General features: G+C 69.7%; 22 protein-coding genes. 11 read left to right on the plus strand and 11 right to left on the minus strand.

Features of this window, described 5'->3' with window-relative positions:
* Window positions 1–214 precede the first annotated feature (214 nt).
* On the plus strand, window positions 215–568 hold the full coding sequence (locus tag OHS81_RS37080; RefSeq protein ID WP_328390740.1) for a transcriptional regulator: 354 nt from the start codon (window positions 215–217) through the stop codon (window positions 566–568).
* Between the two features lie 184 nt (window positions 569–752).
* Here OHS81_RS37080 and OHS81_RS37085 read toward each other — a convergent pair whose 3' ends face one another.
* Window positions 753–1,817 (minus strand): NAD(+)/NADH kinase, encoded by a 1,065-nt coding sequence (locus tag OHS81_RS37085; protein ID WP_328390742.1) that lies wholly within the window; start codon window positions 1,815–1,817, stop codon window positions 753–755.
* Window positions 1,818–2,438: 621 nt separating this feature from the next.
* Window positions 2,439–2,780 carry a hypothetical protein gene (locus OHS81_RS37090; RefSeq protein WP_328390744.1) on the minus strand — a complete coding sequence of 114 codons (342 nt, stop codon included), beginning with the start codon at window positions 2,778–2,780 and terminating at the stop codon, window positions 2,439–2,441.
* 1,397 nt (window positions 2,781–4,177) lie between these two features.
* On the opposite strand from OHS81_RS37090, the gene OHS81_RS37095 reads away from it, so the two are divergent.
* Window positions 4,178–4,687 carry a VOC family protein gene (locus OHS81_RS37095; RefSeq protein ID WP_328390746.1) on the plus strand — a complete coding sequence of 170 codons (510 nt, stop codon included), beginning with the start codon at window positions 4,178–4,180 and terminating at the stop codon, window positions 4,685–4,687.
* 304 nt (window positions 4,688–4,991) lie between these two features.
* Window positions 4,992–5,402, plus strand: coding sequence for a PPOX class F420-dependent oxidoreductase (locus OHS81_RS37100; protein WP_328390748.1), 411 nt, complete (start codon window positions 4,992–4,994; stop codon window positions 5,400–5,402).
* Window positions 5,403–5,778: 376 nt separating this feature from the next.
* Here the strand turns inward: OHS81_RS37100 and OHS81_RS37105 are convergent, their stop codons facing one another.
* Window positions 5,779–6,867 carry a DUF4419 domain-containing protein gene (locus OHS81_RS37105; RefSeq protein WP_328390750.1) on the minus strand — a complete coding sequence of 363 codons (1,089 nt, stop codon included), beginning with the start codon at window positions 6,865–6,867 and terminating at the stop codon, window positions 5,779–5,781.
* 561 nt (window positions 6,868–7,428) lie between these two features.
* Between OHS81_RS37105 and OHS81_RS37115 the strand changes: the two genes are divergently transcribed.
* From OHS81_RS37115 to OHS81_RS37125, 3 genes are all read left to right on the plus strand, one after another.
* Entirely contained in the window at window positions 7,429–7,659 is a 231-nt protein-coding gene (locus tag OHS81_RS37115; protein ID WP_328391720.1) for a hypothetical protein, read from the plus strand.
* Complete coding sequence (locus OHS81_RS37120) at window positions 7,656–8,048, plus strand: hypothetical protein (protein WP_328390752.1); 393 nt, start codon at window positions 7,656–7,658, stop codon at window positions 8,046–8,048. The genes OHS81_RS37115 and OHS81_RS37120 overlap by 4 nt, the downstream gene beginning before the upstream one ends.
* A gap of 224 nt (window positions 8,049–8,272) precedes the next feature.
* Window positions 8,273–9,031 carry an SOS response-associated peptidase gene (locus OHS81_RS37125; RefSeq protein ID WP_328390754.1) on the plus strand — a complete coding sequence of 253 codons (759 nt, stop codon included), beginning with the start codon at window positions 8,273–8,275 and terminating at the stop codon, window positions 9,029–9,031.
* Window positions 9,032–9,242: 211 nt separating this feature from the next.
* On the opposite strand, the gene OHS81_RS37130 is transcribed toward OHS81_RS37125, so the two are convergent.
* Window positions 9,243–9,638 carry a hypothetical protein gene (locus OHS81_RS37130; protein WP_328390756.1) on the minus strand — a complete coding sequence of 132 codons (396 nt, stop codon included), beginning with the start codon at window positions 9,636–9,638 and terminating at the stop codon, window positions 9,243–9,245.
* 120 nt (window positions 9,639–9,758) lie between these two features.
* Here OHS81_RS37130 and OHS81_RS37135 point away from each other — a divergent pair, with 120 nt between their 5' ends.
* On the plus strand, window positions 9,759–9,926 hold the full coding sequence (locus OHS81_RS37135; protein ID WP_328390758.1) for a hypothetical protein: 168 nt from the start codon (window positions 9,759–9,761) through the stop codon (window positions 9,924–9,926).
* A gap of 120 nt (window positions 9,927–10,046) precedes the next feature.
* Here the strand turns inward: OHS81_RS37135 and OHS81_RS37140 are convergent, their stop codons facing one another.
* Complete coding sequence (locus OHS81_RS37140; RefSeq protein WP_328390760.1) at window positions 10,047–11,900, minus strand: hypothetical protein; 1,854 nt, start codon at window positions 11,898–11,900, stop codon at window positions 10,047–10,049.
* Between the two features lie 409 nt (window positions 11,901–12,309).
* Between OHS81_RS37140 and OHS81_RS37145 the strand changes: the two genes are divergently transcribed.
* The 3 genes from OHS81_RS37145 to OHS81_RS37155 all read left to right on the plus strand — a co-directional run bounded on the left by OHS81_RS37145 (window position 12,310) and on the right by OHS81_RS37155 (window position 14,623).
* On the plus strand, window positions 12,310–14,160 hold the full coding sequence (locus OHS81_RS37145; protein WP_328390762.1) for a glycoside hydrolase family 35 protein: 1,851 nt from the start codon (window positions 12,310–12,312) through the stop codon (window positions 14,158–14,160).
* Between the two features lie 77 nt (window positions 14,161–14,237).
* Window positions 14,238–14,486 carry a hypothetical protein gene (locus OHS81_RS37150; protein WP_328390764.1) on the plus strand — a complete coding sequence of 83 codons (249 nt, stop codon included), beginning with the start codon at window positions 14,238–14,240 and terminating at the stop codon, window positions 14,484–14,486.
* Window positions 14,483–14,623: a hypothetical protein gene (locus tag OHS81_RS37155; protein WP_328390766.1), complete on the plus strand. Its 141-nt coding sequence runs from the start codon at window positions 14,483–14,485 to the stop codon at window positions 14,621–14,623. Before OHS81_RS37150 ends, OHS81_RS37155 begins: the two co-directional genes overlap by 4 nt.
* A 28-nt stretch (window positions 14,624–14,651) precedes the next feature.
* Here the strand turns inward: OHS81_RS37155 and OHS81_RS37160 are convergent, their stop codons facing one another.
* The 5 genes from OHS81_RS37160 to OHS81_RS37180 all read right to left on the minus strand — a co-directional run bounded on the left by OHS81_RS37160 (window position 14,652) and on the right by OHS81_RS37180 (window position 21,080).
* Window positions 14,652–14,987 carry an STAS domain-containing protein gene (locus tag OHS81_RS37160; RefSeq protein WP_328391696.1) on the minus strand — a complete coding sequence of 112 codons (336 nt, stop codon included), beginning with the start codon at window positions 14,985–14,987 and terminating at the stop codon, window positions 14,652–14,654.
* Window positions 14,988–15,239: 252 nt separating this feature from the next.
* Window positions 15,240–16,325, minus strand: a complete 1,086-nt coding sequence (locus OHS81_RS37165) for an ABC transporter substrate-binding protein (protein WP_328391698.1) — start codon at window positions 16,323–16,325, stop codon at window positions 15,240–15,242.
* A 482-nt stretch (window positions 16,326–16,807) separates the two neighbouring features.
* Window positions 16,808–19,501: a SpoIIE family protein phosphatase gene (locus OHS81_RS37170; protein ID WP_328390768.1), complete on the minus strand. Its 2,694-nt coding sequence runs from the start codon at window positions 19,499–19,501 to the stop codon at window positions 16,808–16,810.
* Window positions 19,502–19,896: 395 nt separating this feature from the next.
* A complete protein-coding gene (locus OHS81_RS37175) occupies window positions 19,897–20,709 on the minus strand; it encodes a class I SAM-dependent methyltransferase (protein WP_328390770.1) in 813 nt (270 codons plus the stop codon).
* On the minus strand, window positions 20,706–21,080 hold the full coding sequence (locus OHS81_RS37180) for a hypothetical protein (RefSeq protein ID WP_328390772.1): 375 nt from the start codon (window positions 21,078–21,080) through the stop codon (window positions 20,706–20,708). Before OHS81_RS37180 ends, OHS81_RS37175 begins: the two co-directional genes overlap by 4 nt.
* A 238-nt stretch (window positions 21,081–21,318) precedes the next feature.
* Between OHS81_RS37180 and OHS81_RS37185 the strand changes: the two genes are divergently transcribed.
* The gene (locus OHS81_RS37185) at window positions 21,319–22,173 is read left to right on the plus strand and encodes an alpha/beta fold hydrolase (protein WP_328390774.1); all 855 of its coding nucleotides are present in this window, start codon (window positions 21,319–21,321) and stop codon (window positions 22,171–22,173) included.
* 214 nt (window positions 22,174–22,387) lie between these two features.
* On the opposite strand, the gene rph is transcribed toward OHS81_RS37185, so the two are convergent.
* Entirely contained in the window at window positions 22,388–24,985 is a 2,598-nt protein-coding gene (gene rph, locus OHS81_RS37190) for a rifamycin-inactivating phosphotransferase (RefSeq protein ID WP_328390776.1), read from the minus strand.
* Window positions 24,986–25,022: the final 37 nt, after the last annotated feature.

Genomic DNA, 25,022 nt, shown 5'->3' on the forward strand with positions numbered 1-25,022 from the left:
GAGCCCGATGCCGAACACGCAGCCCGCGCCCTGGAAGACGTCCAGCGGCGACGTGACCAAGCGATAGAGGCACAACGTCAGCCCCGTTGGTTCTCGATTGCCTGGGGCACGAATCTGTTCCTGGTCATGGGGCTCGCTCTCGGGCTGGCGACGATGCTCCAGTCCAACCGTCAGTCCGAGCGCCTCAAGAGCCTCGGCCAACTCGGGTACGCCCATGACCGCTCCTGAAATCGACCCGTTGTTGCTGGACCCCACCCGCCTGTCGATCACCGCACTGCTGGCGGCCACCCGATGGGCCGAGTTCAAGTTCGTCCGCGACTCCCTGAACCTGTCGGATTCAGCGCTGTCCAAACAGATCAGCACGCTGGGCAAACGAGGACTCGTCGAGGTGAAGAAGGGCTACGTCGGCAAGACCCCCCGTACCTGGCTGAACTTGAGCCACGACGGACACCTCACACTGCAGGCCCATCTGACGGCGCTGCAGGACATCGCGGCCCGTTCGGCGCAACATGTCTCCGGCGGGGACGGGGACGGGGGCGGAGGCGGGGGCGGATTAACGGAGCCGTAGCCACCGGATCGCGGAAGCGGCACTCACGGACTGCGCGCTTACGGATCTCATCCGCCTGTGCACCCCTGACGCAGGTGACCGAGGCCGGCGCCATTGCCTCACCTCACCTCATCCCACCTCACCTCACCTCTGCTCTCCGCGGCCCGCACGGCGGCGACGTAAGGGCGGATGGCCCGGGCTCAGATCAGTCGACGTCCAGGGGGAGGGGCGGAAGGCGGAGGTGTGCGAGATCCGCGGGGGGCGGGCTGGTGTGGGGCCACAAGGGGGTGACGTCGGTGTCCTCTGCCGCGGGGGCGTCGGTCAGGCGCATGCGCTCCCGCAGCCGGCCGTAGAAGTCGGTCGGTCCCAGTCGCACGACGCGCAGACGCTGCGGCGCCGCGTAGACGCCGATCCAGTCCCCCGGATCGAGAACGCCTCGCAACTGGCCGTCGACGCTCACCGCCGCGCGGCCGGAGTGTCCCAGGACCCGCAGGGCAACGGCCTCGTCGGGGGCGGCGACCACCGAGCGGTTGAAGGTCATGTGCGGGGCGACGGGGGTGAAGACGATGGCATCGGCTGCCGGGGAGATGACAGGGCCGCCGGCGGCGAAGCTGTAAGCGGTGGATCCGGTGGGTGTGGCGACCAGGACGGCGTCGGCGGAGTACGAGGCGAGCAGTCGGCCCGAGAGGTACACACCGAGGGAAACCTGCCGGTCGCGGGCGAGTTTTTCCAGGACGATGTCGTTGAGGGCCGTCAGGTTGAGCGCGACACCCCAGTCGAGGGCGACGGCGCAGTCGGTGCGTACCAGCGGCGGAGGGAGCGCGGGCCCCCGGCCGTAGCGCAGGAGGGCTTCCATCCCCTCGGGGAGTCCCAGCGGCCGGGACGCCCGCATCGTCAGCATCAGGCGGGTCTCGACATCCACCTGACCGCGGTGGATGGTGTCCAGCGCGCATGCGACGTCCTCGGCGGGGACCTCGGTCAGGAAGCCGAGAGTGCCCAGGTCGACGCCGAGGACCAGGGCGTCGTTCTGTGCGGCCAGGCGCGCTCCACGGAGAAAGGTGCCGTCTCCTCCGAGCGTGACGATCAGGTCGGGGCCACCGGCGGCTTCGACCTCCTCCCGCGCGTCCCGCCGTTGCTCGTCCGGACTCCACACGTCGATGGCGACGCAGCCGACGCCCTGGCGCACGCACCACCGTCGGACGACGTCGGCGGCCGCCACGGCGGCGGGACGCCCTTCGTGGACGACGATGCCCACCCGTTGCACGCTCACGCAGTGTCCTCTCCCTCTGAACGCCCGTGCGCACACCGGCGAGAGCACACCCGCCCCGGATGGCTGCAGGCGTCCCGGCGACCGGGCAGACGGCGACCGGCGAGCGGTGCGGGGGCATGTACGCCGTGATCGCACCCGCGGCCCACCAGGAACGCCCACGGGGCGTGAGCGAACCTCGTCCCCGCTGGCCGGGTGCTGATGCGCCGTGCGATGGCCGGTTGCGCCGTGCGACGGACCGTTGCACGGTGCGACGGACCGTTGCACCGTGCGGTGGCCGACGAGCCAAGAAGCAATTTCACCCTGCACAGAGCTATGGGTGCGTATACACAACACATCTTAACGGGCGAAATCATCCTAATGGGGTGAAGCCTCGCCCAGGCGCTGATACCGGCCCATCGCGGCAACGTCATGCCGACGTGTGCGGGGGTGGGCGCCTCGTCGAACCGAAGCCGTCCCACCCCCGGCCGCCGACTACGGAGTCGCCCTGGGCGGGGGAGGGGCGAGCCCGCGTGCTCCGGTCCTGGCCGCCGCTCCTCCCGCGACCTGGCGGCGCCACTGCAGCGCACTCATGGCATCAGCCAACTGTTGGCATCAACTGGCATCAACTGGCAACTGTTGGCATCAACCTGTCCGGTCCGGCGAGTCCGAGGGGGAATCCCGGTGGGCACGGCCTTCTGTGCCATGCGGGCGCCCATGCGGCTGTGCGGTGCCGGTCAGGTCGCCGGCGGTCAACGCGATCCACAACGACAGAACCGCAAGGGGAAGTTCGACGAGGCAGGCGGTGGCCAATGCGACGAGAAGGCCGCCCGCCTCCCCGCTGGGCGTGGTCATCACGTCGAACCAGGCATCGACCACGAGCATGGTCGTCACCGCCACGGCCGCAAGGTTCACCTGCCGGTGCCGCCGGTGGGCGAGCACCGCCGTCAGCAGGATGACGGCGGCCAGGCCGATGTCGAATCCCACCCACGGTGCGTCGTACGAAGACAAGGTGGCTCGCCGGGGCAACGTGAACGCCAGATACAGGGTCCATGGGACCAGCGCTACCCCCAGGGTCGTGAACAGGGGAACGACCCACCGCGGTGTCGGGCGGATTCTCAGAATGCCGCCGCCCCCGGACTTCCGAACCGCTCTCACCCGTGCACCTCTGCATCGTCGGTACTGCTCAGTCGCTACCGAAATATCATGAAGAGGTCCTACTCGCCCGCGGCGCCCCGTCGACCGGCCCCCGGGGTGCGGAGGAGAGCGGCCGCAGGTATCCAGGAATGCGGAGCCTCCTGCGAGGCGTGTGGTCACATGGGTCCTTGCACCGCTCCGGGAGAAGAGGGGCGGTAGTGGTCGATCAGTCCTGCGTCACGGTGGGGCCGGGCAGCTCGGTGGGCTTCGGAGTGGTCGAGCCGGGGCCGCCGTCCGTGCAGCAGGAATGAAGCGGCGCGTGAGGCCAGACGGCTGAGTGGGGTCTTCATCGGTCTCCGTTCGTAGCATCCGGCACTTCGAGCATTCGACACTCGGAGCATCCGGTACTCCGAGCATGCGGTACTTCCAACGTACGGAACGCAGGGGGACAGCGCAGCGAACTGAGCGAGAATTGAGCGTGCCAGCGGGACCTGCCAACTGCCGGTGGATTCTTGCGGATCGCAGGCGCCCTGCACCTTCCGGCCATCACCGCACCCTCTCGGCGTCTGCGCCGAAACGCCGCTTCCGCAGGGCGCCTTGCGAGCTGGATCCGCCTCGCCCCTCTCGGATCCCCGGTGCTAGCGACGACACCACGTGAAGAGCGTCACAACTTCTTTGCTGCAGGGGTTGGTTGACCGTACCGGACCGGCCGGGACCGCCTCCCGGCCGGGACGGCCGCTGTCCGAGAGGACGCCGACATAGGAAGGCCGTCAGACCGGCGCTCCTGGAACTACGGCGCTTCCGCGGCCCGATTGCTGCCGACTGGTCCCCGTCCTGCTCTGCCTGGTGCCGCTGCTGTCCGGCGCCGGGTACCTCTGGGCGAACTGGGATCCGTGCGGCAAGACCGACCGCATGCCGCTCGCCGTCGTCAACCAGGACCACCTGGCGCACGCGCAGCAGGGCGGTCATTGTGTCCGGCTTCGGCCGCTGGGCCGACCAGATCGAACGGGGGACGCACGACACCGTACGCGCGCTTGCTCCCGCTGAGGTCTGCGGAGCGGCGAGGTCTGCGGAGCGGGCTTGGCGGCGCCGGCTCTTCGTTCACACACCGTCGGAGCCCGATCCGAGCGCATGCCAACGCCCTTGCTGTGGCGCCCTGTTGCGGGAACGGAAGAATCGACCGTACGGCCACCGTTGTTATGAAGTTTTCCCGCCGAAGACGGTGTTATCTGTGGCAGGGTCGGCATATGACGATCAAGGATGAACTGACACCTGTTCCCGACGGCTACTCGCGGATCGATCCTTGGGTGATATCGCAGGACACCGGTGCGGAAATCGAGTTCCTGAGCCAGGTGTTCGGGGCCACGGAACGGGGTTCCCGCATTTTCAACGAGGACGGGTCCGTGGGCCACGCCGAGGTGGACGTGGCGGGTGCGGTGGTGCTGATGTTTGACCAGCAGCCCGGTTGGCCGCACCTCCCCGCGCACCTGAGGGTCTACGTCGAGGACGCCGGGAACACCGTCGATAAGGCCCTCGCCTGCGGGGCCCGTCTGGTGACGCGGCCGACCGAGCTGGCCTTCGGGCAAATAGCCGCACGCATCCGCGACCCCCAAGGCCACCTGTGGTGGGTCTTTCAGCGCCTGGAGGAGGTCTCCGCCGAAGAGATGGCCACACGGTTCGCCGAACCGTCGTACCAGCGCGCCATGGAATATGTGCAGACGTCTCTCGCGGAGGAGCTGGAAGGCCACACCCCGTAGCCGTGCCGGTGTCCGAGCGCTCCGTCTGCCACCGATCCGGTGCGCGCGCATGAGGCGGAATCCACCGCGATCTCGTAGTCGATTCCGCCCGCCGCATGCGACGCGGTGCGGCCGGTACCTGTTGCAGCAAACGCCCCCAGGTGCGCCCCCAGGTGCCGTCCGCCGGTCACAGCCGGTGCCGGTTTCGGTGCCGCTCATAGCGGGTCTTCCGTGCTCCGAACCACGACACCACCCCTGCAGGAGAACCGGCCTCGATCTCGGCGGCCTTGACCTCAATCGCCCTTGAGCTTCTAGGGTCGGCCGCATGATCTTCACCGAGACAGAGCACGAATACCTCACCGCCCAGCCGCTGGCCCGCCTGGCCACCACCGGTCCCGACGGCGGTCCGCAGGTCCGTCCGGTGGGCTTCCGGCTCAACGACGACGGAACCGTCGACATTGGCGGACCGGCCATGGCCCGCAGCCGGAAATACCGCAACGCGCAGGCGCGCCCCGATGTCTCCGTGCTGGTGGACGACTTGGCCCCGGCCGACGATCCGGTCGCGGGCGGGTGGGGGCGCGGCATTGAGATCAGGGGGCGGGCCGAGGTGCTCACCGTCGACCTGCCACCCGTGGCACCCGACTACTTCAGCAAGGACATCATCCGCGTCCACCCTCGACGGGTCATCACCTGGAACCTGCAGGGACGGGGAACGGCCACCCGCGACATCGGGTGATGGGGGGAGAGGTCGCGATCCAGGGCCGGCCTACTCAAACATCATCGAGCCAACAACGCACCGCACATCAGGCGTAGTTCGCCGTCCCCAGCAGCCTGCGCCCACTGCCTCTGCCTATGCGCCTGGGCCTACGCCTGCGCCCACGCCTACACCTGCGTCCAAGCCTGCCTCGAACGGTGTTGCAGGCGGTGATTCCTGCGAGCGGAAGGCCCGTTGGTCGACGTCGTCGGCCGAACGGGCGCTGCTACGGCTATCAAGTGATCAGCCGGTCTGGAGGGGGCCGTTTGTGGGTGACGGTGCCGAGGGCGGTGAGCAGGTTGGCTTGTGGGCAGCCGGTGAGGAGCTGCACACCGGCCAAGGCCACAGGGCAGTACCTCTAGGACTCGGGCAGAGGCTCATCGCGGTTGCTCATCGCGGTGCTCGGTGGTGGGGGGAGTTCGACCACGGCATGGCCGAGCTGGGGCCGGATCCACTCACCGTCGCGGGCGATGCCGAGTACGCCTCCGAGGAAAGCCATATCGAGGGTTCCGGCAGGGGTCTCCCAGCGAAACGGGACGCGGGAGACGTGGGAGGGGAACTCCTCATCGGGGGTGGTGCCCGCACCGAACGACTGCCTGGGACACGGCCCGTCCTCGGTGTACCGGTGGGCGAAGAAGGCGGTGATCCACCCCGTGACCCGGTCGCCGCCGGAATCCGACTCCCACTTGTAGAGCGAGCGCCAGAAGGGGTGGTCGACACCCCACCCCGAGGCTGTCGCCCAGATCGCGTCCAGTACCGGGTGCAGGGCGGTGAACCACGGCCGCAAGCCCTCGAACCACCCCTCAAGCTCCCGCACCCGTGCCGCAAGCAGGCGCCAGTCCCGGTCCGTGCCCTCCAACCGGATCCGCGGAATGCCGCAGAGCGTGACCCACCGAAAGCGGTAGTACGGGCTGACCACGTCCATCAGCGCCACCAGTGTGGCCGTGGCATCGGTGGGGGAGGTGGTGGAGAAGGCGGGCTGGAACAGGTCGGCCACCTCATCGCCGATCCGGCCGCGCAGGGGCTGTTGCATCAGGTTGATCGAGCGTTCCCAGTCCCATGGGGCCAAGTCGTCGCGGACGGTGAGGGTCTGCTGGTGCCCGGGCGTGTCAGTGAAGAGTCCTTCGTACGTGCTGGAGTTCAGCCGGACGTGCACGGCCACCTCGTGCACGACGGCGTACCAGAGCAGATCGGGCGACAGGCTCAGCGGAAGGTGGGCTGTGAAACAGAGGTGGATGGCGCGCAGCAGGAGGCTGGACGCGGGCTCGGGGCTCTCCGGGGCACCAGTGGGCCGGCCGACGAGGCGGCCGGTACTGCGGTGGTGGAAGTGTGCCTGGTCACGGAGCACGGCCTGCAGGAAGCGTTCGTTGCCGAGTTCGGTGAGTTCGGCGGCGAGCCGCGCTGCATCGGCGTCTTCGTCGAGCGGCAGGTCGATCTCGAAAGTCATCCGCACCCCCAGGGACAGTGATCGAACTTTGATCCTAGAACGGTCATGAAGACCGGGGCTCCGGCCCACCTGTCGGGTGACGGGGACTTCCTCGTTCCCGGTGAATCGCGCCTTTAGGGTGGGCCTTGCCTGTGGCGGTTGTGCGGGGTTCCGGCTGGCGCCCATCCACTGGTCCACTGGACCGGTAGCGAGTCGGCGAAGCCGAGCGCTTTGGCCTTGTCCTCGGCCGTGAACCCGGCCGGTGTCGCCACCAGACGGCTGCGGCAGTCAGTCGGCGGGCAGGCTTGGAGTGAGCGATGAGGGCGAGCAGACAGCAACGATGGGGGCGCGCAGACAGTCAGCCCCACCACACAGCAGCCTTGGGAGAGCAGCACATTGCCCCGTACGACACCACCACGGCCCATCGACGTCACCGCAGTACTGCCCGAACTGGCAGCCCACGCCAGGGAGACGACGCGACTGCATCCGAGGCCCGGCGCTCCCGACGCGGCCGACAGCTCGATCGGCGGTCCGCTGCTCTGGCCCGCCGATGAGCCCTGGCCCACGTGTACCGCACCCCGTATGGTGCAGCGCAGTGAGCCGATAGCCCCTGCGCTCGTCACCGCATTGCAGCAGGCTCAGGCCGAACGGGAGTCACAGCAGGGGGCGGGGAGCGGGGGCCGGCGCAGCCCGGAGGAGCTTGCTCTGCTCGACAAGGCAATAAGCCGCAGGGGCGCGGGCGTCGACCTCATCCGCTACACCACCCACTGGTATGAGTCCGAGGCCCGTGCGTGCTGCACCCTGAGCAGGTGACCGAGTACCAGTATGCGGATCTGCTGCCCGCCGCGCTCTGCGAACGGCTTGATGCGCAGGACGAGCGGTGGCTGGAAGAGACTGATTTCCATTACCAGTACGACCTGTCCATCGCCCCCGGTTGCAAGGCCGGCGGCTGGGCGTCCTGGCATCTGACCGATCCGGCGTCCGTCAACTGCCGGTGCGGAGCGCCGATGGACCTCCTGCTCAGCTTCGACAGCAGCGAATGGGACGGTGGCTCGAAGAGCTGGCGCCCCATCGAGGATTCCGAGGCCAACCACGTGGGCGCGTGCGAGCCAACCGGATTGACTCCCGGCCGATGGGGTGCACTGCGGATCTTCATCTGCCCCATCGACCCGACACACCCCCATCTGCTGAACATCCAATAGCGGCAGCAGCTCTCCGCGCCTCGTATCTGCCTCTGCACACCGCGCCCGTCCGCTCACCGCGCGGCCAGTAGGGGCCCGTAGGGGCCCACGAGGCTGAGGCGACCCACCACGCAAGCCGCCACCATCCGCCCGAGCCGGTCTCCCGGCTTGCGGGCAGCCCTTCTACGACCGGCGAAGGCGTGGGTGACCGGGCAAATGGCCAGCGGCGTGGCAAGGTGGACGGTATGTGCGGTCGCTATGTCTCCACCCGCCGTCCGCAGGATCTGGTCGACCAGTTCGATGTGACGCGCTGGGATCCCGGCCAGGTGCTCGGCCCGAGCTGGAATGTGGCCCCGACCGACGATGTGTGGTCGGTGCTGGAACGCGTCGAGCACGACACCGGCGAGGTCACCCGGCAACTGCGGCCGCTGCGCTGGGGGCTGGTGCCGTCGTGGGCGAAGAGTCTGAGCGTCGGTGCGAAGATGATCAATGCCCGGGTGGAGACGGTCGCGGAGAAGCCCGCCTACCGCCGAGCCTTCGCCAAGCGCAGGTGCCTGCTGCCGGCGGACGGCTTCTACGAATGGCAGGCCGTCGCGGCGACCGAGACAGCCAAGGCCCGCAAGCAGCCGTACTTCATCAGCTCCGAGGACGGCCGGGCCATGGCATTCGCCGGTCTGTACGAGTTCTGGCGCGCCCCCGACGTCTCCGATGCCTCCGATGGCGATGTTCCGGGCGCGTGGTGGACCACCTGCACGATCATCACCACCGAGGCCACCGACGCCGCGGGACGTGTCCACCCCCGTATGCCGCTGGCCATCGCCCCCGACGACTGGAGCTCCTGGCTCGACCCCGCCCACCAGGACCCCGGCGAGCTCCGCGCCCTGCTCACGGCTCCCGCAGCGGGACACCTGGCCGCCCGCGCCGTCTCCACCGCGGTCAACGACGTACGAAACAATGGGCCTCACCTTCTGGACGAGATCACCGATGCCCCGTCCGATGGCTGACGGCGAGTGGCTTCGTTGACCTTCAGCGGCGGCGTCTGGCCATCCCGGTCTTCGGTCCGGGCGACGGCAATCTCGCGAATTACCTGTGGGACGGAGTCCGGGTCCAGATCGTCGACTTCGAGGACTCAGGCTGCAGCGATCGTGCCTTCGAGCTCGCGGAAATCACCGAGCATGTGGGCAGTTGGGTGGAGCACCCCGTCCCCACTGCTGGTCAGAGTTCGTAGGGGTAGAGAGCGATCTTCTCGCGCTCGATGAAGAGCTCGCCCCACGTGCCGGCGACGTTTTCGGGCAGCGGGTCAGCAAGGCCCAGCAGGATAGTGGTGCCGTCCAGGTCCAGCAGGGCGGCACCGTCCTCTGCGAGGCTCAGCCGGCCCCGGAGCACAACGCAGTGCCCGCCAATCCGGATCCCGGGACCGCTGCCGGCAGCCGGCTTGGCGTTCTGCCCCCAAACGATGTCCTCGTCGATCGTCCACTCGACGTGGTACTCGCCAGGCTCTGCGGCTCGGTCCCCGCACCAGCGGACTGCGGTGTGACCGAACGAGGTCCGGATATCGGCCAGCCAAGCGGTTCCGGGAAACCTCGTGACCTTCACCAGTTCGATCAGCACGTGTCGATCATGCAGCATCCGAGGTGCCACCCCCCCCCAGTGAGGCGAGCGTGTAGTCGACGCGCGGGGGAACACTGGGGTGCACGGTACGGGTGCCCCCAGGGAATCGAGGTGGCAAGGGTGACGATCGCCTCCAGCGTCGTTCCCGGCGACAGTGTGACGGACCCTGATGTCATCGGTGCCCGCTATGACGACCTGTACCGGCAGCGGGACCGCAGGGAAGAGGTCATCGGCGAACCGGAGTCATTTCGCGCCCTCGTCGCCGAGCGGGGCGACGGGCACGGCTGACCGGTGCCGTCGGCGGCAGACCGGGCGGCATGCTCGTCGAACGGTCCGACGAGCATGCCGCGTGCGAAACGGGCCCTCCGACGCGGTCAAGGGCGACGGGATCGGGTTGGGGTTGGGGGCTCAGTCCCTTTCGGGCCAGGAGAAGCCGAGTTCTTCGGCGCGCTCGCGGGTGCCGCCGCACACCTGGCCGTAGGTTTTCGGGTCCTCCTCGGCCAGCCGGTTCAGGGCGGCCGCTGCCTGTGCCTCAGGTGGGGTGCCGTCGTCCGGCACAGCCCAAAGGAACTGGAGGGAAATACCGTCCGGTTTCCCGGAGCCGATTCCCGGCGCGTACAGGAAGGTCACCACAGTGGTGTCCGGGTCGTCGAAGTCGCTGCTGATCCAGCCCCGTTTCGCGTCCCACCGGCTCAGGAGGTCCGGCCGTTCCCTCAGTCCGGCCTTGATCAGTCGGGCCGTGGTGCGGGCCGGCCAGGACCAGGAGTGGTCGGTCTCGGCGCGGGCGATCTCCGCGTCGTAGGCCGCGGCGTCGAACCGGTAGGCAGGAAGTACGGGTGCCGGCGCCTGGGAACCCGGCATGGTGGACGGCCGCTGCCAGTTCTCCCACACCACCTGGTCCCCGTCGCGCCGGATGGTGACGTGGAGCGCGCCGCAGCACCCCTCGGTGCAGGACGCCTCAGCGAGCTGTACCTCGCTGGGCTCCGGGCCGGCCCGGAGCCGGCCTTCGTCCAGCAGGTATTCGGGGCTGTGGGCGGGACCGCGGTCGAAGAACGCCGGGACCACGGGACGCCCGTCGAGGAGGATGCGGGTCTCGACGGGTTCCCGGTCCACGGGATCGCCCGCCACCACCTCCACGCGCAGCCTGCCGGGGGTCGCCGGGCGCCTGAAGGGGTGCCGACCGGTGCGCCGGATCCACCCGGCCCGCAGCCGCTGGTCCGCCTCGCCTGCTGCGGTCTCAGGCAGTGAGGCCCATCGGGGGTCGGCCAGCAGCCATCCCAGCGATTTCAACAGCGTCACACGCCGTCCGGGAGGCCAGTCCAGCAGCACGCCGGGACCGCTGCTCAGGTCCTGGGCGAGCGAGAGGAGGGTGGCGTGGTTGTCGAGGGTGGGCGGCAGGAGCCCGGCTCGCGTCACGATGCTCTCGTACACGGGGAGCGCGTCGCGGTAGGTGAGAAGGTCGCTCGGGGCGTCGCGCGAGCACCCCATCCGGACCAGGAGCCTGCCCGCCCGGGCGAGCAGGGCCATGTCGGAGGGGTGTTGGCCGAGCAAGTCGGGCAGCCGGGCTGCCTCTGTGATCCGGCGGGCGACCGTGGTGCTGAGGAGTCGGGGGGCAGCGGGGGACGCGGCCAACTCCGCACGGATGGCACTCTGTTCGCCCTTCCGCAGGGCAAGGACGAGTGGCCGCAGCTCATCACGGCGCGCGGAGACGGAGAGCCAGACGACGGCTGCGCTCTGCGGGTCCAGGGCGTCGAGGGCATCGACGGCCGGGCGGGTGAACTTCCGGAGCAGGCCGAGAACGGAGAGATGCGGGATGTCCTCGGACGTGCCGAGGCGGATGAGCAGGGCAAGGCCTGCGGTGACAGCGGGCGCGGTGGTGCCGGTCCGCGTGAGCTGCCGGGCCAGGGACCGGGCCGCGTCACACTGCCCCGCCGGCAACGGCAGTCCGGCGACGGCGGACTGGATCAGCATCAGGTGCATGGGGGAGTCCCGGATACCCAGCTGCGCGAAGCGGCGGTGCAGGGCGGCCGAGTTGGCCGGTAGCGGGTTCAGCGCGTCCCGGATGGCGCCCTGCGACTCTTCCAGGGACAGCGGGCTCTCATCCGGTGCGGACTGTGGAGTCACGCCCGGTTCGGGCTGTTGAGGGAGGGAGAAACCACGCCGCGGCGGGATCCCGTCGGGGGACTCATGCAGCAAATGCAGAGCGTAGTCGTACAGTGCGGGCGGGAGGGTGAGCGCGTCGCGCTCTTCCTGGGCGCTCACCGGGCGGGGTGGAACTCGATTCCGTAGGTCATGCACGCAGCCTGCCAGCCCGGTTCGCGCTCTGTCGAGGGAATGGGGCGCGGGCGATCTGCAGATGCTCTGCTCGCGTTCCCCTGCGCACTCTGCCGAGGGGATGTGCGGGAGCACAGCCCCTTCATGCTCGTTCAACGGCCGAGGACTCACGGGCAGGGACGGTGTCAGGCCCGCATGTTCCCGTTCCCCGGTCACTGCGGGCAACCGCCGTCCATGCCACCGCCGCCGGGATCACCATGCTCCGTCACGAACCCTTGTGCTCGTTTCTGTTCTACATAACACTCTCAATGCACAGAAGCGCGCATCACTGAACATGTTCAAACCTTGCATGGCGGTCGGTCGGTCGATCGGTCGCATCGAGTCGAGGAGAGCAGATATGACGCAGTTCAGCCGACGTAGATTTCTGAGCGCGGCCGTGGTCGGGGGCGCGTCCGTGGGTGTCGCCCTCGGCGGCGGCCGTACGACCCTTGCCCAGGCCGACAGTCCGCGGGGGCTGACCATCCGCGGGAACGAATTCCTGCTGGACGGCAAGCCGTTCCGGATCCTCTCGGGTGCCTTCCACTACTTTCGTACGCATCCCAAGGACTGGCGCGACCGGTTGCTGCGGATGCGGGCCATGGGCCTGAACACGGTGGAGACCTACGTCGCCTGGAACTTCCACCAACCGTACGAGGGGAAGGCCGACTTCAGCGGTTGGCGCGATGTCGCCGCCTTCGTACGGACCGCGGACGAGGCCGGGCTCAAGGTGATCGTGCGACCGGGACCGTACATCTGTGCGGAATGGGACTTCGGCGGCTTGCCGGCCTGGCTCCTCAAGGACAAGGACGCGCCGCTGCGCCGCTCCGACCCCGCCTACGAGCGGGCGGTCGACGCCTGGTTCGCCGAACTGCTGCCCCGGCTCGTGGACCTGCAGGCCACCCGCGGCGGGCCCGTCATCGCCATGCAGGTCGAGAACGAATACGGCAGCTACGGCGACGACCATGCCCACCTGGAGCATCTGCGGGACACCATGCGGGCCCAGGGCGTGGACAGTCTGCTGTTCTGCTCCAACGGGGCCACTCAGGAGGCGTTGAAGGCCGGCAGCCTTCCCGATCTTCTGTCCACCGTCAACTTTGCCGGGGACCCCACCGGGCCCTTCGCGGAGCTGCGAAAATTCCAGCCGGACAAGCCGTTGTTCTGCACGGAGTTCTGGGACGGCTGGTTCGACCACTGGGGAGAACCGCACCACACCACCGACCCGGCGCAGACCGCCGCCGACGTGGAGAAGCTGCTCGAAGCGGGTGCGTCCATCAACTTCTACATGGCCGTGGGCGGAACGAACTTCGGCTGGTCGGCGGGCGCCAATCTGACCGGCAGCGCCTACCAGCCCACCATCACCAGCTACGACTACGACTCCCCGATCAGCGAGTCCGGTGAACTCACCGAGAAGTTCCACAAGGTGCGTGAGGTGCTGGCCAAGTACGCCACCGTGCCGGCCACGCCCCTGCCGGCCACGCCCCGCCGCATGCCGTCCCAGAACGTGGCCGTCCGCGAGTCGGTGCCGCTGATGGACGCGCTCGACGTGCTGGGCACTCCGCTACGGCATGCCACTCCCGTTCACATGGAGGCGCTCGGCCAGCCGGACGGGCTGATCCACTACCGCACCCGGGTGCGGGGGCCGCAGGGGACCAAGGGCTTGAGGGTCACAGGCCTGGGCGACCGTGCGCTGGTGTTCGGCGACGGCAAGCGCATCGGCACCTTCGACCGTAATCAGCCGGACCACACCCTCGGCTTCGCCGTGGCCGGCGCCACCAGCACGCTGGACCTCCTGGTCGATCCCACCGGGCGGGTCAACTTCGGCCAGGGACTCAACGACCCCAAGGGAATCAGCGGCAAGGTCCTCCTCGACGACGAGGAACTGACCGACTGGGAGATCCGCCGGCTGCCGCTCGACAACCTCTCGGCTCTGCAGTTCGGCAGCACGGACACGCCGGCCGGCCCCGCGTTCCACCGGGCCCGGGTCCATGTCGACACCCCCGCGGACGGCTTCCTCGCCTTCCCGGGCTGGGACAAGGGCATGGTGTGGCTCAACGGGTTCGCGCTCGGCCGGTACTGGTCCCTCGGGCCGCAGGTCACCCTGTACGCGCCCAGCCATCTGTGGCGGCGGGGGCGGAACGAGCTCGTCGTCCTGGAAATGGAGCGGACGGGGGACCGGATCGAGGTTCGGTCCGTGCCGGACATCGGTTAGCACGGCACCGATCGTCGCTGTCGCCATGCCGCGCGCCTGTCTCACGGCTGGGGGCACAGGCAGGTAAATAGGGGAACGTGACTACAGAGCCGCAGCGCTTCAAGATCTTGTTGATTCCCGAACATGTCGAGAACAGAGGCGGTGCCTCCGCGGAGGACTCAGCCGTCCGATCGGCGCTCGTCGAGGCGACAGGCGAGACGGGCGCCTCGGGCTACCCCTGCTACGCCGGCAACGGGATCGTGGCCGACGTCGACCCCCGTACGCGCACGGTCGAGGCGGTGCTCAGGCGGTTGCTGTGGGAAGGGACGAAGGTCTCGCCCGAATGAGGCCGAAGGCCGGAGCCCCGCAGGGGGTGGCTCACCACGGCTGGATCGTCACGTACGACATCGGCGAATACGGCACCGACTACCTGCGGCGGGCCGCCACCTTGGCGGCGCGGTTGCGCAGCTCTGCCGCCGCCTGACCGCAGCACCCGCCGCGTGCCGACTCGGCTAATCCTCGAGGGTCACGACGGTGTCGAGACCGGCATGCCGCAGGGTGCGCTGAACGGCGCGGCGGGCTCCGCGGACGGTGACGGCGACGGTTTCCGGCGCATGTGTGACGGCGCGGAGCAGGGCGTAGGCGCATGCGAGGCCGATCCGATCAAGGCCGCTCATGTTCCATACCCAGGTGTCTGTCTGCCGCAGGCGCCGGTCATTGAGAAGCTCCTCCAGCTCGGGCAGAGTCTGTGCATCCAGGATGCCGGAGAACGTCAGGACGGCATGCTGCTCGTCAGCCTCGGTGAGCGCTACGGGTGCGCGCTCCGGCTGGGCGGACTGAGGGGGCATGGCTGGCACGTCGACCTCCTGGCAGCACGTCAAGGACGTTTCTCCATAGTTTCGACGAATGCGCTTCATCCGCCAAGCAGCTGCCCGACGGCGCGCGCCGCCTCGCGAGCCGGGCCTCCCGCGCCGATGAGTGTGGCCGCCGATGAGTGCGGCCGGGGCGGAGCCGGTCCGGTTGCGATGGGGTAGCAGGTGGAGCCGCCACCGCAACCGCAGCCGCGGTTCACCGGCAGCGGCCAGGCCGGCGATGGGGGATCAGTTGCCGACGGACTTGGTCCAGTTCTCACGGACCGTGCGCAGAGCCTTGTTCAGCTGGGCCTCCGTCGGGAACTGGGGTGTGCCCTCGACGGTCGGCAGCCGTGCGGCCAGGGCCTTGTTCAGGGTGCCGTTCTTCGCCATGACGGCCATCAGCACCGGGCGCGCGTAGTCCACGAGGCGGAGGTTCTGGCCTTCCGGACTGAAGACGTACTCCTCCCACAGTCGCGCCGCGGCCGGGTGCGGGGCGTCCTTGTTGATGGCCTGCGCGTAGTACTGCGAGAAGCTGCCGTCGAACGGAATGGAGACCTTCCACTTCACGCCCGTACCGCGGAGCTGGTCGATGTGCTGCAGGTTGAGGTAGTCCCACTCGATGCTGATCGGTGTCCTGCCCTTGGCGATCGCGGCCGGGCCGGGGGCGGCCCGGTTGTAGTTGCCGCTCCTGTCGAGCCGGGCGAAGAAGTCGATGCCCGGCCGGATGTTGTCGAACGACCCCCCGTTGGCGAGTGCCGCCGCGTACACGGCAGCGAAGGCCGCCCCCGCGTCCGTGGGCTCGCCGTACATCGAGACCAGGCCCTGGTGCTCCGGCCGGAGCAGATCCGCGAAGGACTCGGGGCAGGTCCGGACGCGGGCGGCATCGCAGCCGATGGAGACATAGCCGCCGTAGTTGTTGTACCAGCGGGCCTCGGCGTCCTTCTGCTCCGGCGGGATCTCGTCGAACTGCGCGACCCGGTAGGGGGCCAGCAGGTTCTGCCGCGCCGCGGACTGGGCGAAGGTGTCCCCGACGTCGATCACGTCGGGGGCGCGCTGTTGGCCTCGGTAGCGCTTGAGGGCATTGATCTCCTGACCGCTGTGGCCGCTCGGGTTGTCGACGACGACCTTGATGCCGTACTTCTTCTCGAAGCCGTCGATCAGCCCGCCGTAGTTGGCCCACTGGCGCGGCAGTGCGATCGTGTTGAGCCTGCCCTCCTTCTTCGCCGCCTTGACCAGTGCCGCCGTCCCGCCCACCTCCGCGGCGGACCCGGCACGGGAGGGCTCGACCCGCCGGGTGGGCCCCGCTTCCTGGCACGCACCGAGACCGAGCATCGCCAGGCCGAGACCGCACAGGAGGGCGCCTGCGCGGACCCGATGATGTGTTGCCACGACGCCTCCAACAGGGCCGGGTGGGGGAGCGTCCGCCGAACGGGGGAACGGCCGACGGGGGCCTCGAAGGCTCACTGAGCGGACGGCGCCCCCGGCACTCCCGCAGACCGCCGACGCCTTGCCCTGCGGGTGGTCCTGGCGCCACCCCGCCGCGGCGGTCACTGCCCGAAGTTTCTCTCTGCAGGAATGGTTCGAATCAGCCTACTCCGCCCCTTTGTGTGTCCCCGTCAGAGCGGCGATCGGGCCAGGTCACAGCGGCGAGTAGGGAGCACGGGCGGGGCGAGTGGGCGCCACGCGCGTACGGAGCGTCCAGCTCTGTTGCAGGCGCGGCGAGGAGGCACCCGGCGCGGGGCGAGCAGGCACCCCACGCGTAGGGCGGTATCCCGCTCGTTCGCGTTCGCCGGCGCAGGCGCGGTGCCACGGCCTCACCACCCCCCGTGCTGCTCCCAACGGCTGAGGAGGTGCTCCGGTGGCTCCTCTTCCGGGGGCAGGGCCTCGGGGGCGATTGCCTGGGAGGCCCAGATCGTTTTGCCTCTGGGGGAGTAGCGGGTACCCCAGCGTTCGGCGAACTGCGCCACAAGGAAGAGGCCGCGGCCGTTTTCGTCGGTGTCCTTCGCCTGGCGGATGTGCGGGGAGGTGCTGCTGCCGTCGGAGACCTCGGAGATCAGGGTGCTGCGGGTGTGCAGGAGCCGCACGTGGAGGGGGTCGGCGCCGTAGCGAATGGCGTTGGTGATCAGTTCGCTGAGGATGAGCTCGGTGCCGTAGGCGATGTGCTGCAGACCCCAGTCCTCCAATTGTCGGACGCAGGCGTTGCGGACCGGACCCACCGCCGCCGGATCGCGGGGGACGTCCCACTCGGCCACGTCCGCCGGGTCCAGCCCCCGGGGCCGGGCCACCAGCAGCGCGACATCGTCGGTGGACCTGGCGGGCAGCAGCGATTGCATGACGGCGGCGCAGGTGTCCTCCGGCGTACGGTCCGGTCCGGCAAGGGCCGCCCGCAGTGTCTCCAGACCCGCGTCCAGGTCACGGCTGCGGTTCTCGATCAGCCCGTCGGTGTAGAGCACCAGCCGCGAGCCCTCCGGCAGCGACAGCTCGGTGGACTCGAAGGGCAGGCCGGTGCTCAGGCCCAACGGCGGGGAGACGGGAGGGTGCAGGAACTCCACCGTCCCGTCGGGGTAGGCCACGGCCGGCGGCAGATGACCGGCCGTGGCCGTGGTGACCCGCCCGGAGACGGAGTCATAGATGACGTACAGGCAGGTGGCGCCGGTGATCGCGGGTCCCTCGTCGTTGTCCTCGTCCTGGACGTCGAGGTGGGTCACCAGCTCGTCGAGGTGGCCCAGCAGCTCGTCGGGGGAGAGGTCCAGGGCCGAGAAGTTGTGCACGGCGATGCGCAGCCGCCCCATGGTGGCCGCCGCGTGCACGCCGTGGCCGACCACGTCGCCGACGACCAGCGCCACCCGGGCACCGGGCAGCGGGATGACGTCGAACCAGTCCCCGCCCACTCCGGCCCGGGCGGGGAGATAGCGGTGCGCCACCTCCAGGATGTCCTGGTCGGGCAGGCCGCGGGGCATCAGGCTGCGCTGGAGCGTCATCGCCATCGTGCGCTCGCGGGTGTAGCGCCGGGCGTTGTCGATCCCCACCGCGGCCCGCCCCGCCAGCTCCTCGGCGAAGGACAGGTCCTCGTCGTCGAAGGGCGGAGTGCCCCCCGACCGCCAGAAGTCCACCAGTCCCAGCACCTCCCCCCGGGCGCGCAGCGGTACGACCGCCAGGGAGTGCACCCCGTGGTCCAGGATGCGCCGGGTGCGTTCCGGGTCCTGGGACCGCCAGGCGGACGAGCCGGCCAGGTCCGGCTCCACCAGGGAGCGGACCCGGTCCCGGTGTGCGCCCACCGGGACGTCCGGGACGAACCGGATCAGCTCGCCGACGGGGTAGAGCGGATGGTCCGGCGCCAGGCCGGCGAGGGCCGCCCGGCGCAGCTCGGAACCCGCCACGGTCGGCTCCTCGCCCTTCAGGACCGGGTCCAGCAGCTCGACGGTGACGATGTCGGCGAACCGGGGGACCGCCACCTGCGCCAGTTCCTCGGCCGTGCGCACGACATTGAGCGTGGAGCCGATCCGCACCCCGGCGTCGTAGAGGAGTCGGAGCCGCTCCCGTGCCACCTCGGCGCGCCCTGACAGCCACCTCAGTTCGGTGGTGTCGCGCAGGGTCACCACGCTTCCCTGGTGGGCTCCGTGGGCGGTGGAGGTGGACCGCTTGTTGAGGGCCAGCAGTCTGTCCTGGGCCAGGTGCACCTCGTCGGTGGCGCTGCGGTCCGACGCCAGGAGTTCGGCGGTGCGGTGGTCCAGCCCCAGGTCGCCGACATGGCGTCCCTCCGCTGCCGCCGGCAGGCCCAGCAGCCGCCGCGCCTCGTCGTTGGCCAGCAGCAGCCGCCCGTCGCGCCCGACGATGAGGACACCCTCCCGTACCGCGTGCAGGACCGCATCGTGGTGCTCGTACATCCGGGTCATCTCGGCCGGTCCCAGGCCGTGGGTCTGCCGGCGCAGCCGACGGCTCACCAGTCCCGCGCCGCCTCCGGCGAGCGCCAGTGCCACGACTGCGGTGCCCAGGAACATGGGCAGCTGCCGGTTGACCGACTTCTGCACCTTCTCCACCGTGACCGGCGCGGCGACGAGGGCGACGACCCGGCCCGAGGCGTCCTTGACGGGGGCCACGGAGACCACGGAGAGGCCCAGGGCGCCCTGGAAGGTCCGGGTGAAGGGCTTGCCCCGGGCGGCTTCGGCATACGGGCCGATGACGTGCTTGCCGATCTGCCGCGGGTCGCTGTGGGTGAGGGTGATCCCGTCGAGCTTGTACACGATGAGGGCGTCGACGCCGGAGGCCTTCCGGGCCGCTTCGGCGAGCGGCTGGAGCTTCGCGGACGGATTGTCGCTGTTCAGCGCCTGCTGGAGCCCCCAGGAGTGCGCGAAGGACTCGGCGGCGGCGAGCGTCCGGTGCCGGGCGTCGGTCATGGTGTCCCGCCGGGCCTGGACGACGAGGGCCACCACCGCCGCCGCGACCAGCAGCACCACGAGCACCAGCTGGAGGAGGAAGACTTCCCGGGCGACGCTGCGTGTGGTCATGGAGGGTTGGGGGTGCTGCGGACCTCCGGCACTCGCGGGGCGTTCGTCCTGCGGAGGACCGCCGGTCTCCGCGGGACCGCCGTCCTCCGTGCGACCGCCGTCCTCTGTGGGCTCTGCGGCCTCCGCAGAGCCTCCGGCCCCTGCAGGACCGCCGGCCCCCGCTGTGCGTTCGTCCTGCTGGTCGTCGTCGGTGCTGTCTCCGGCAGGGGGCGTGCCCGGAATGGCGGAACGGCCGGGGGCGCGGCTCAGCCAACGCCGGAATCGACCCGGATTTCCGCTCATGCTCCCTATTTATGCTGTACCGCCCGGGTGGCGGCAAGGCGCGCTACGGCAGTTGCCCCACGGGACGGCGAGAGACCGCCAGGCTGTGGCCGGACCGGCCCTCGCCGTCCTGCTCAGCCCTCCGTGTTCGGGGGTGTGCCGGGACGGCGGCCCCATGCGGAGATGGTGACTTGCGGGATGTCGATGAACGCCGGGTCTTTCAGCAGGGTGGCGAACTCGGTCAGGTCGGCCTCGGTGACGAGGCCGTCGGCGAGGAGGGCGGGAGCCGCCTGGGTGATGAGCGGGAGCCAGCGGTCCTGGCCGAGTCCGCCCATGCAGCCGAGGTTCCCGGCGAAGGCCACCTCTGTCAATGCGTTGCGGGCGAGGAGGGCAGGCAGGGCCCGGGCCCAGGTCATGTCGGCGCCGTGTTCGCGGTAGGTGCGCTGGTAGGCGTCGAGGATGCGCTGGACCAGAGGGAAGGGCGAGGTGTCGGCCGGCAGGTGATAAGGCTCTTCGATGACGAGCCAGCCACCGGGGGAGAGCCAGCCGGCGGCCCGCGCGACCATGTGGTCCCGTTCCGGGAGATGGCAGAACAGGTAGCGGGCGTGGATGAGGTCGAAGCTGCCGGGTGCGTAGTCCTCGCGTGTGATGTCGGCTTCCTGGATCTCCAGATGCGCGGCCCGGTCCGCATCGAGGTGGCGGGTGTCGAGGTCGGTGGCGACCACGCGTCCGTCCGGACAGCGTTCGGCGAGCCAGTAGGCGATGGAGCCCGAGCCTGCGCCCAGTTCCAGGCAGTTCCAGGACGATTCGATGGGAAGGCGGTCGAGAATGCCGGTGGTGAAAGCGTCGACACTGCGTTGGATGGACTCCAAGCGGTCACGTTCGCGGTCGGCGTCGTTGCTCAACAGGCCGCTGTGGTACGGGGTGGTGGCGGGCTGCTGTGTCATGGGTGCGCCTCTCTCGTGCTCGGGTGCGTAGCCGGGGTGTGTGGACGGCGTCGGTCGGACGTGGTGAGGCCGGAAGCGGTGGCCGCGTCGCCTCCGGAGCCGATTGCGCAGACCTCACGGGTGGGCCGGTCCTCGCGCCCGGGGCGGTTGAGGGACGAGACCAGTTCGAGGGTGTCGGAGAACGTCACAGGGCCGGTACGCGCGATGAACAGCGACACCCTCTCCGGCGCCCAGCGCCAGATCTCACGGTCCCGGCCGAAGCCGAACGAGGCAACCACCCCTACCCTGGGCCGGGGGCGTGAGACGCGCACACCCTGCGCCTTGTCCGGGCCTGTCACATCCGCGTAGTTCGGGTCTGTCACATCCGCCATGGTCTCTCACCTGTGGTGCCGCTGATCCACCCGCCGTAGCGCGGGGGCCGGAGAACGCCTCCGGCCCCACCACCCCTGCCCCTTTGCGCGACAGGGGAACAGCGCCCCGGTGGCATTCCAGGCTGGTGCCGGCTGGATGGCCCTCGCTCAAGTCGCCCCGCATCGTGCGTACTTCGCGGGCGGCGGGGGCCCTTAATCCTGGTGTGCGATGTGCTGTGTGCCCTCTACAGGAGGCCCAATGACACTCTTACACGTTCATGATTACGGGGGCGACGGCCCTCAACTGGTGCTCCTGCACGGTTACGGAAGGTCGCTCACCGACTGGGACGCCTCGGCCGCCCTGCTTGCCTCCGGCCACCGTGTCCTCGCCGTCGACCTTCCCGGGCACGGCCGCTCTCCCGGCATCTCCCCCTGGACCATCCCCACCGTGGTGCGGCACATCGCGGACACGCTCGATGCGCAGGGCGTGCCGGAGGCCGTAGTGGTGGGCCATTCCCTCGGCGGACTGGTCGCGGTCGAGTACGCCCGGGCGAACCCGGACCGCACCCGTGCCGCCGTGAATCTCGACGGCTTCTGGTGGGGACGCGAGTATCCCGACGCCGACCGGGTGAGCGAGGGGCTGCTGGCGTCGGCCGGGGTCATCGCGCCACCCGACTACATCGAGGAGCAGGTCCTCAACTGCGCCCGGTTCGGGATTCCCGCGGACCGTGCGGAGGCCGCTGCCCGCGCGGCCGCACGCCCGTTGCCCGACGGCACGTGGCAGACGCTGCCGGAGCGGGCGGCGGCGCTGGAGATTGTCGACGAACTCCACAGGCTCGGCGCGCCCGGTGCCGCCGCATGGCTGGACGGGATCGACCGCCCGCTGCTGCTGGTACAGGCCGGCCGACAGCTACCCCCTGCGCCCGGCATGGAGTGGTTCGGCGAATTCAGGGCCCGGTTCGCACGAGAGGTCGCTGACGAGCTGGCTGTGCTCTCCCGCACCCGGCCGACGGTCAGCGTCGACCGGATCGACGCCACCCACCCCATGACCATGGAGACTCCGGAAGCGGTGGCGACGGTGGTCGCCGGGTTCGTTCGAGGACTGCCCGGCTGAAACATCCGGCACAGTTCACGAACCATGCTTTCGCCCGGCTTCCTGCTGTTCGTATGCGGACGTGAAGAAGCCCCGTTGGCCTGTGTGCGCAGGCCGACGGGGCACTCTGCCGTGAACTCGTGGTTCGTGAACGGGGGTTCGGCGACCGTGCACTCTCCGCAGAGTCTGAGGGTGGGGCCCGGGCTCCCCGGAGAGGGCTTCTCGGTGCGGTCGGTCAGGACAGGATCTCGACGTACCCGTCGGTTCCGTGCACGCGGATCCGCTGCCCGTCCCGGATCAGCCGGGTGGCTTGCCCGACGCCCACGACGGCCGGCAACCCGTACTCCCGGGCGATCACTGCGCCATGGGTCATCAGGCCGCCCACCTCCGTCACCAGGCCCGCGACAGCGACGAACAGCGGCGACCAGCTGGGGTCCGTGAACGTCGTGACCAGGATGTCGCCCGCTTCGAGATCGGCCTCCGCCATGTCAAGGATGACGCGGGCCCTTCCCTCGATGGTCCCGGCGGAGACCGGCAGGCCGGTCAGGGCGCCGGCCGGCACGTCGTCGCGCCGGTACGCCCCGGTGACGGCCTCACCATCCGAGGTGAGGACCCGGGGCGGTGTGAGCGCCTGGTACGACCGGAAGGCGTCCTTGCGCTGCTGGATGAGCCGGTCATCCACCCGGTGCGAGCGCACGACGTCGTGGAGTTCCTGGAACGTGAGGTAGAAGATGTCCTCCTTCTCGGGAAGCACGTCGGCCTGCACAAGGCGCCCGGCCTCCTCCCACAGGGCCTGCTTGTAGACGAAGTAACGGCTGACGATGCCGTACTTCGGGTACTCCCGGTACCCGATGAAGGTTCTGACCCGGTCGATCATCCGCTTGGCCTCGTCGGCTTTCCGGTCCCCGTCCGGCAGGGCCCGCAAGCGTGACAGCACGTCCTGTTCCTTCGTCTGCGCCTTCTGCCGCCCTTGCTCGAAACGCCGCTCGGCGGCGCCCGGCTCGAAGTTCCTGACGTTGTCGAGGATCACGGGTACGAGCGTGGTGGGGCGCTCGCGCCAACGCGGCCTCGTGATGTCGATTTCGCCGACGCAGCGCATGCCGTACCGGTCGAGGTAGGCCTCGATGGCGTCGCGCGCCGCGGCCCCGCCCGCGAGCTTCGCCAGCTCGTCCAGGAAGCCCTCGTCCAGGGCGCCCTGCAAAAACGTCACCACCTCCGACTGCGGGCGGATCACGTCCGCGACGTCGAGCAGCGCCAGTCCCATCTCCGACGTGACGTTGCCGGGAGCGGACAGCGTGAGTGTGTCAGCCGCGTTCTTCTCGCCCAGCCACTCCTGCAGCTTGTCGTTGAGCCACCACGTGGCCTCCATCCCTGCCATGATCGCCTGAAAGTTCAGTGGATCGCTGAGGACCCGTTTGTGCTCCTCGAAGGCCTCCAGCAGGAAGTCGAACAGCGCCGGTCCGGTCTTCGTCCGGATGTCGCGCTCCAGGGCCGCGATGGACGCCTGGCTGCGGTCGACCAGCTCGGTGACAACGGCCGGATCGGTCCCGACCGGGGCGGGCGCACCGCCGGCCGGCGGCCCGCCGGGACCCGCGTCCGGGAGCGACGGGACGAAGCCGTCGCGGTCGAGGACGGTCTCCAGCGCGTCCCTGACCAGCGGATCGCCTCTCCCCATGAGGTCCAGGAGGCCGGCGCGGCTCGCGGGCGAGGCCAGGCGCCGGGTGACGTCGACGAACAGCCTCCCGGCCGCCTCGTGCATCGGCACCATGGCCGTCAGCTGCCACATGGAGAGCCCCAGGGGCTTCATGGGGTCGGTCATCATCTGCTGATGACCGACGGAGACGTAGACGTGATTCTCCTGGTCGCCGGTCTCGGGGATCGGGAACAGCGTCGTGATCGGCCGGCTCTGAACGATCCGGAAGCCGTCGTCGACCAGGCACCATTCGATGTCCTGCGGGCGGCCGAAGTGGGCCTCGATCCGTCGCCCGAGCTGCACGAGCCGCACGGCCTGCGCATCCGTCAGTGCCGGCTGCTCCTGCCGCTGCGCGTCGATCGCCACCTCCCGCGTACCGCCGCTCGGCAGGGCGTGCACGGCACGCTGTTTGGCGGCGATCGCCCTGTCAACGACTTCGCCGTCTTGCACCGTGAAGACGTCCGGGTTCACCAGGCCGGAGACCAGGGCCTCGCCGAGGCCGAAGCCGGCGTCCACGGTGGCCACCTTCCGGTGGCCCGTGACGGGGTCGGCCGTGAACAGGACGCCGGCCGCCTGCGGGAAGACCATCTGCTGCACGACCACGGCCATGTGGACCGTACGGTGGTCGATGCCGTTCCGCCGGCGGTAGGTCACGGCCCGCTCGGTGAACAGCGAAGCCCAGCACCGGCTGATGTGCCGGAGGATCGCCGCCGGCCCCACGACGTTCAGGTACGAGTCCTGCTGGCCGGCGAAGGAGGCCGTCGGCAGGTCCTCTGCCGTCGCGCTGGACCGGACGGCGCAGGCGGTCTGTTCGCCGAGTCGGTCGAGCGCGCGGGTGATCGCCGCCGCGAGATCGCCCGGGATGGCGGTCCCTTCGATGGTCCGGCGGATCTCCGCGCTGAGCGTGCGGACCGCCTCCCGGTCGTCAGGGTTCAGGCGCGACAGCTGATCGAGCCGGTCGTCGATCGATGGCGCTTCCGCCATGATCCGCCGGAAGGCGTCCGTCGTCACGCAGAAGCCGCCCGGTACGCGGATGCCTTCGATCCCCGACAGCCCGCCCAGGTGCGCGCCCTTGCCGCCGACAACCGCGACCTGCGTCTCGTCAGCCTCGTGAAGATCCCACACGTACTGCTCGCTCATCGCGATGCCTCCGAGGCAGTCGTGTCCCGTTGCCCTG

This window comes from Streptomyces sp. NBC_00400 (genome assembly GCF_036048035.1).
Classification (GTDB): domain Bacteria; phylum Actinomycetota; class Actinomycetes; order Streptomycetales; family Streptomycetaceae; genus Streptomyces.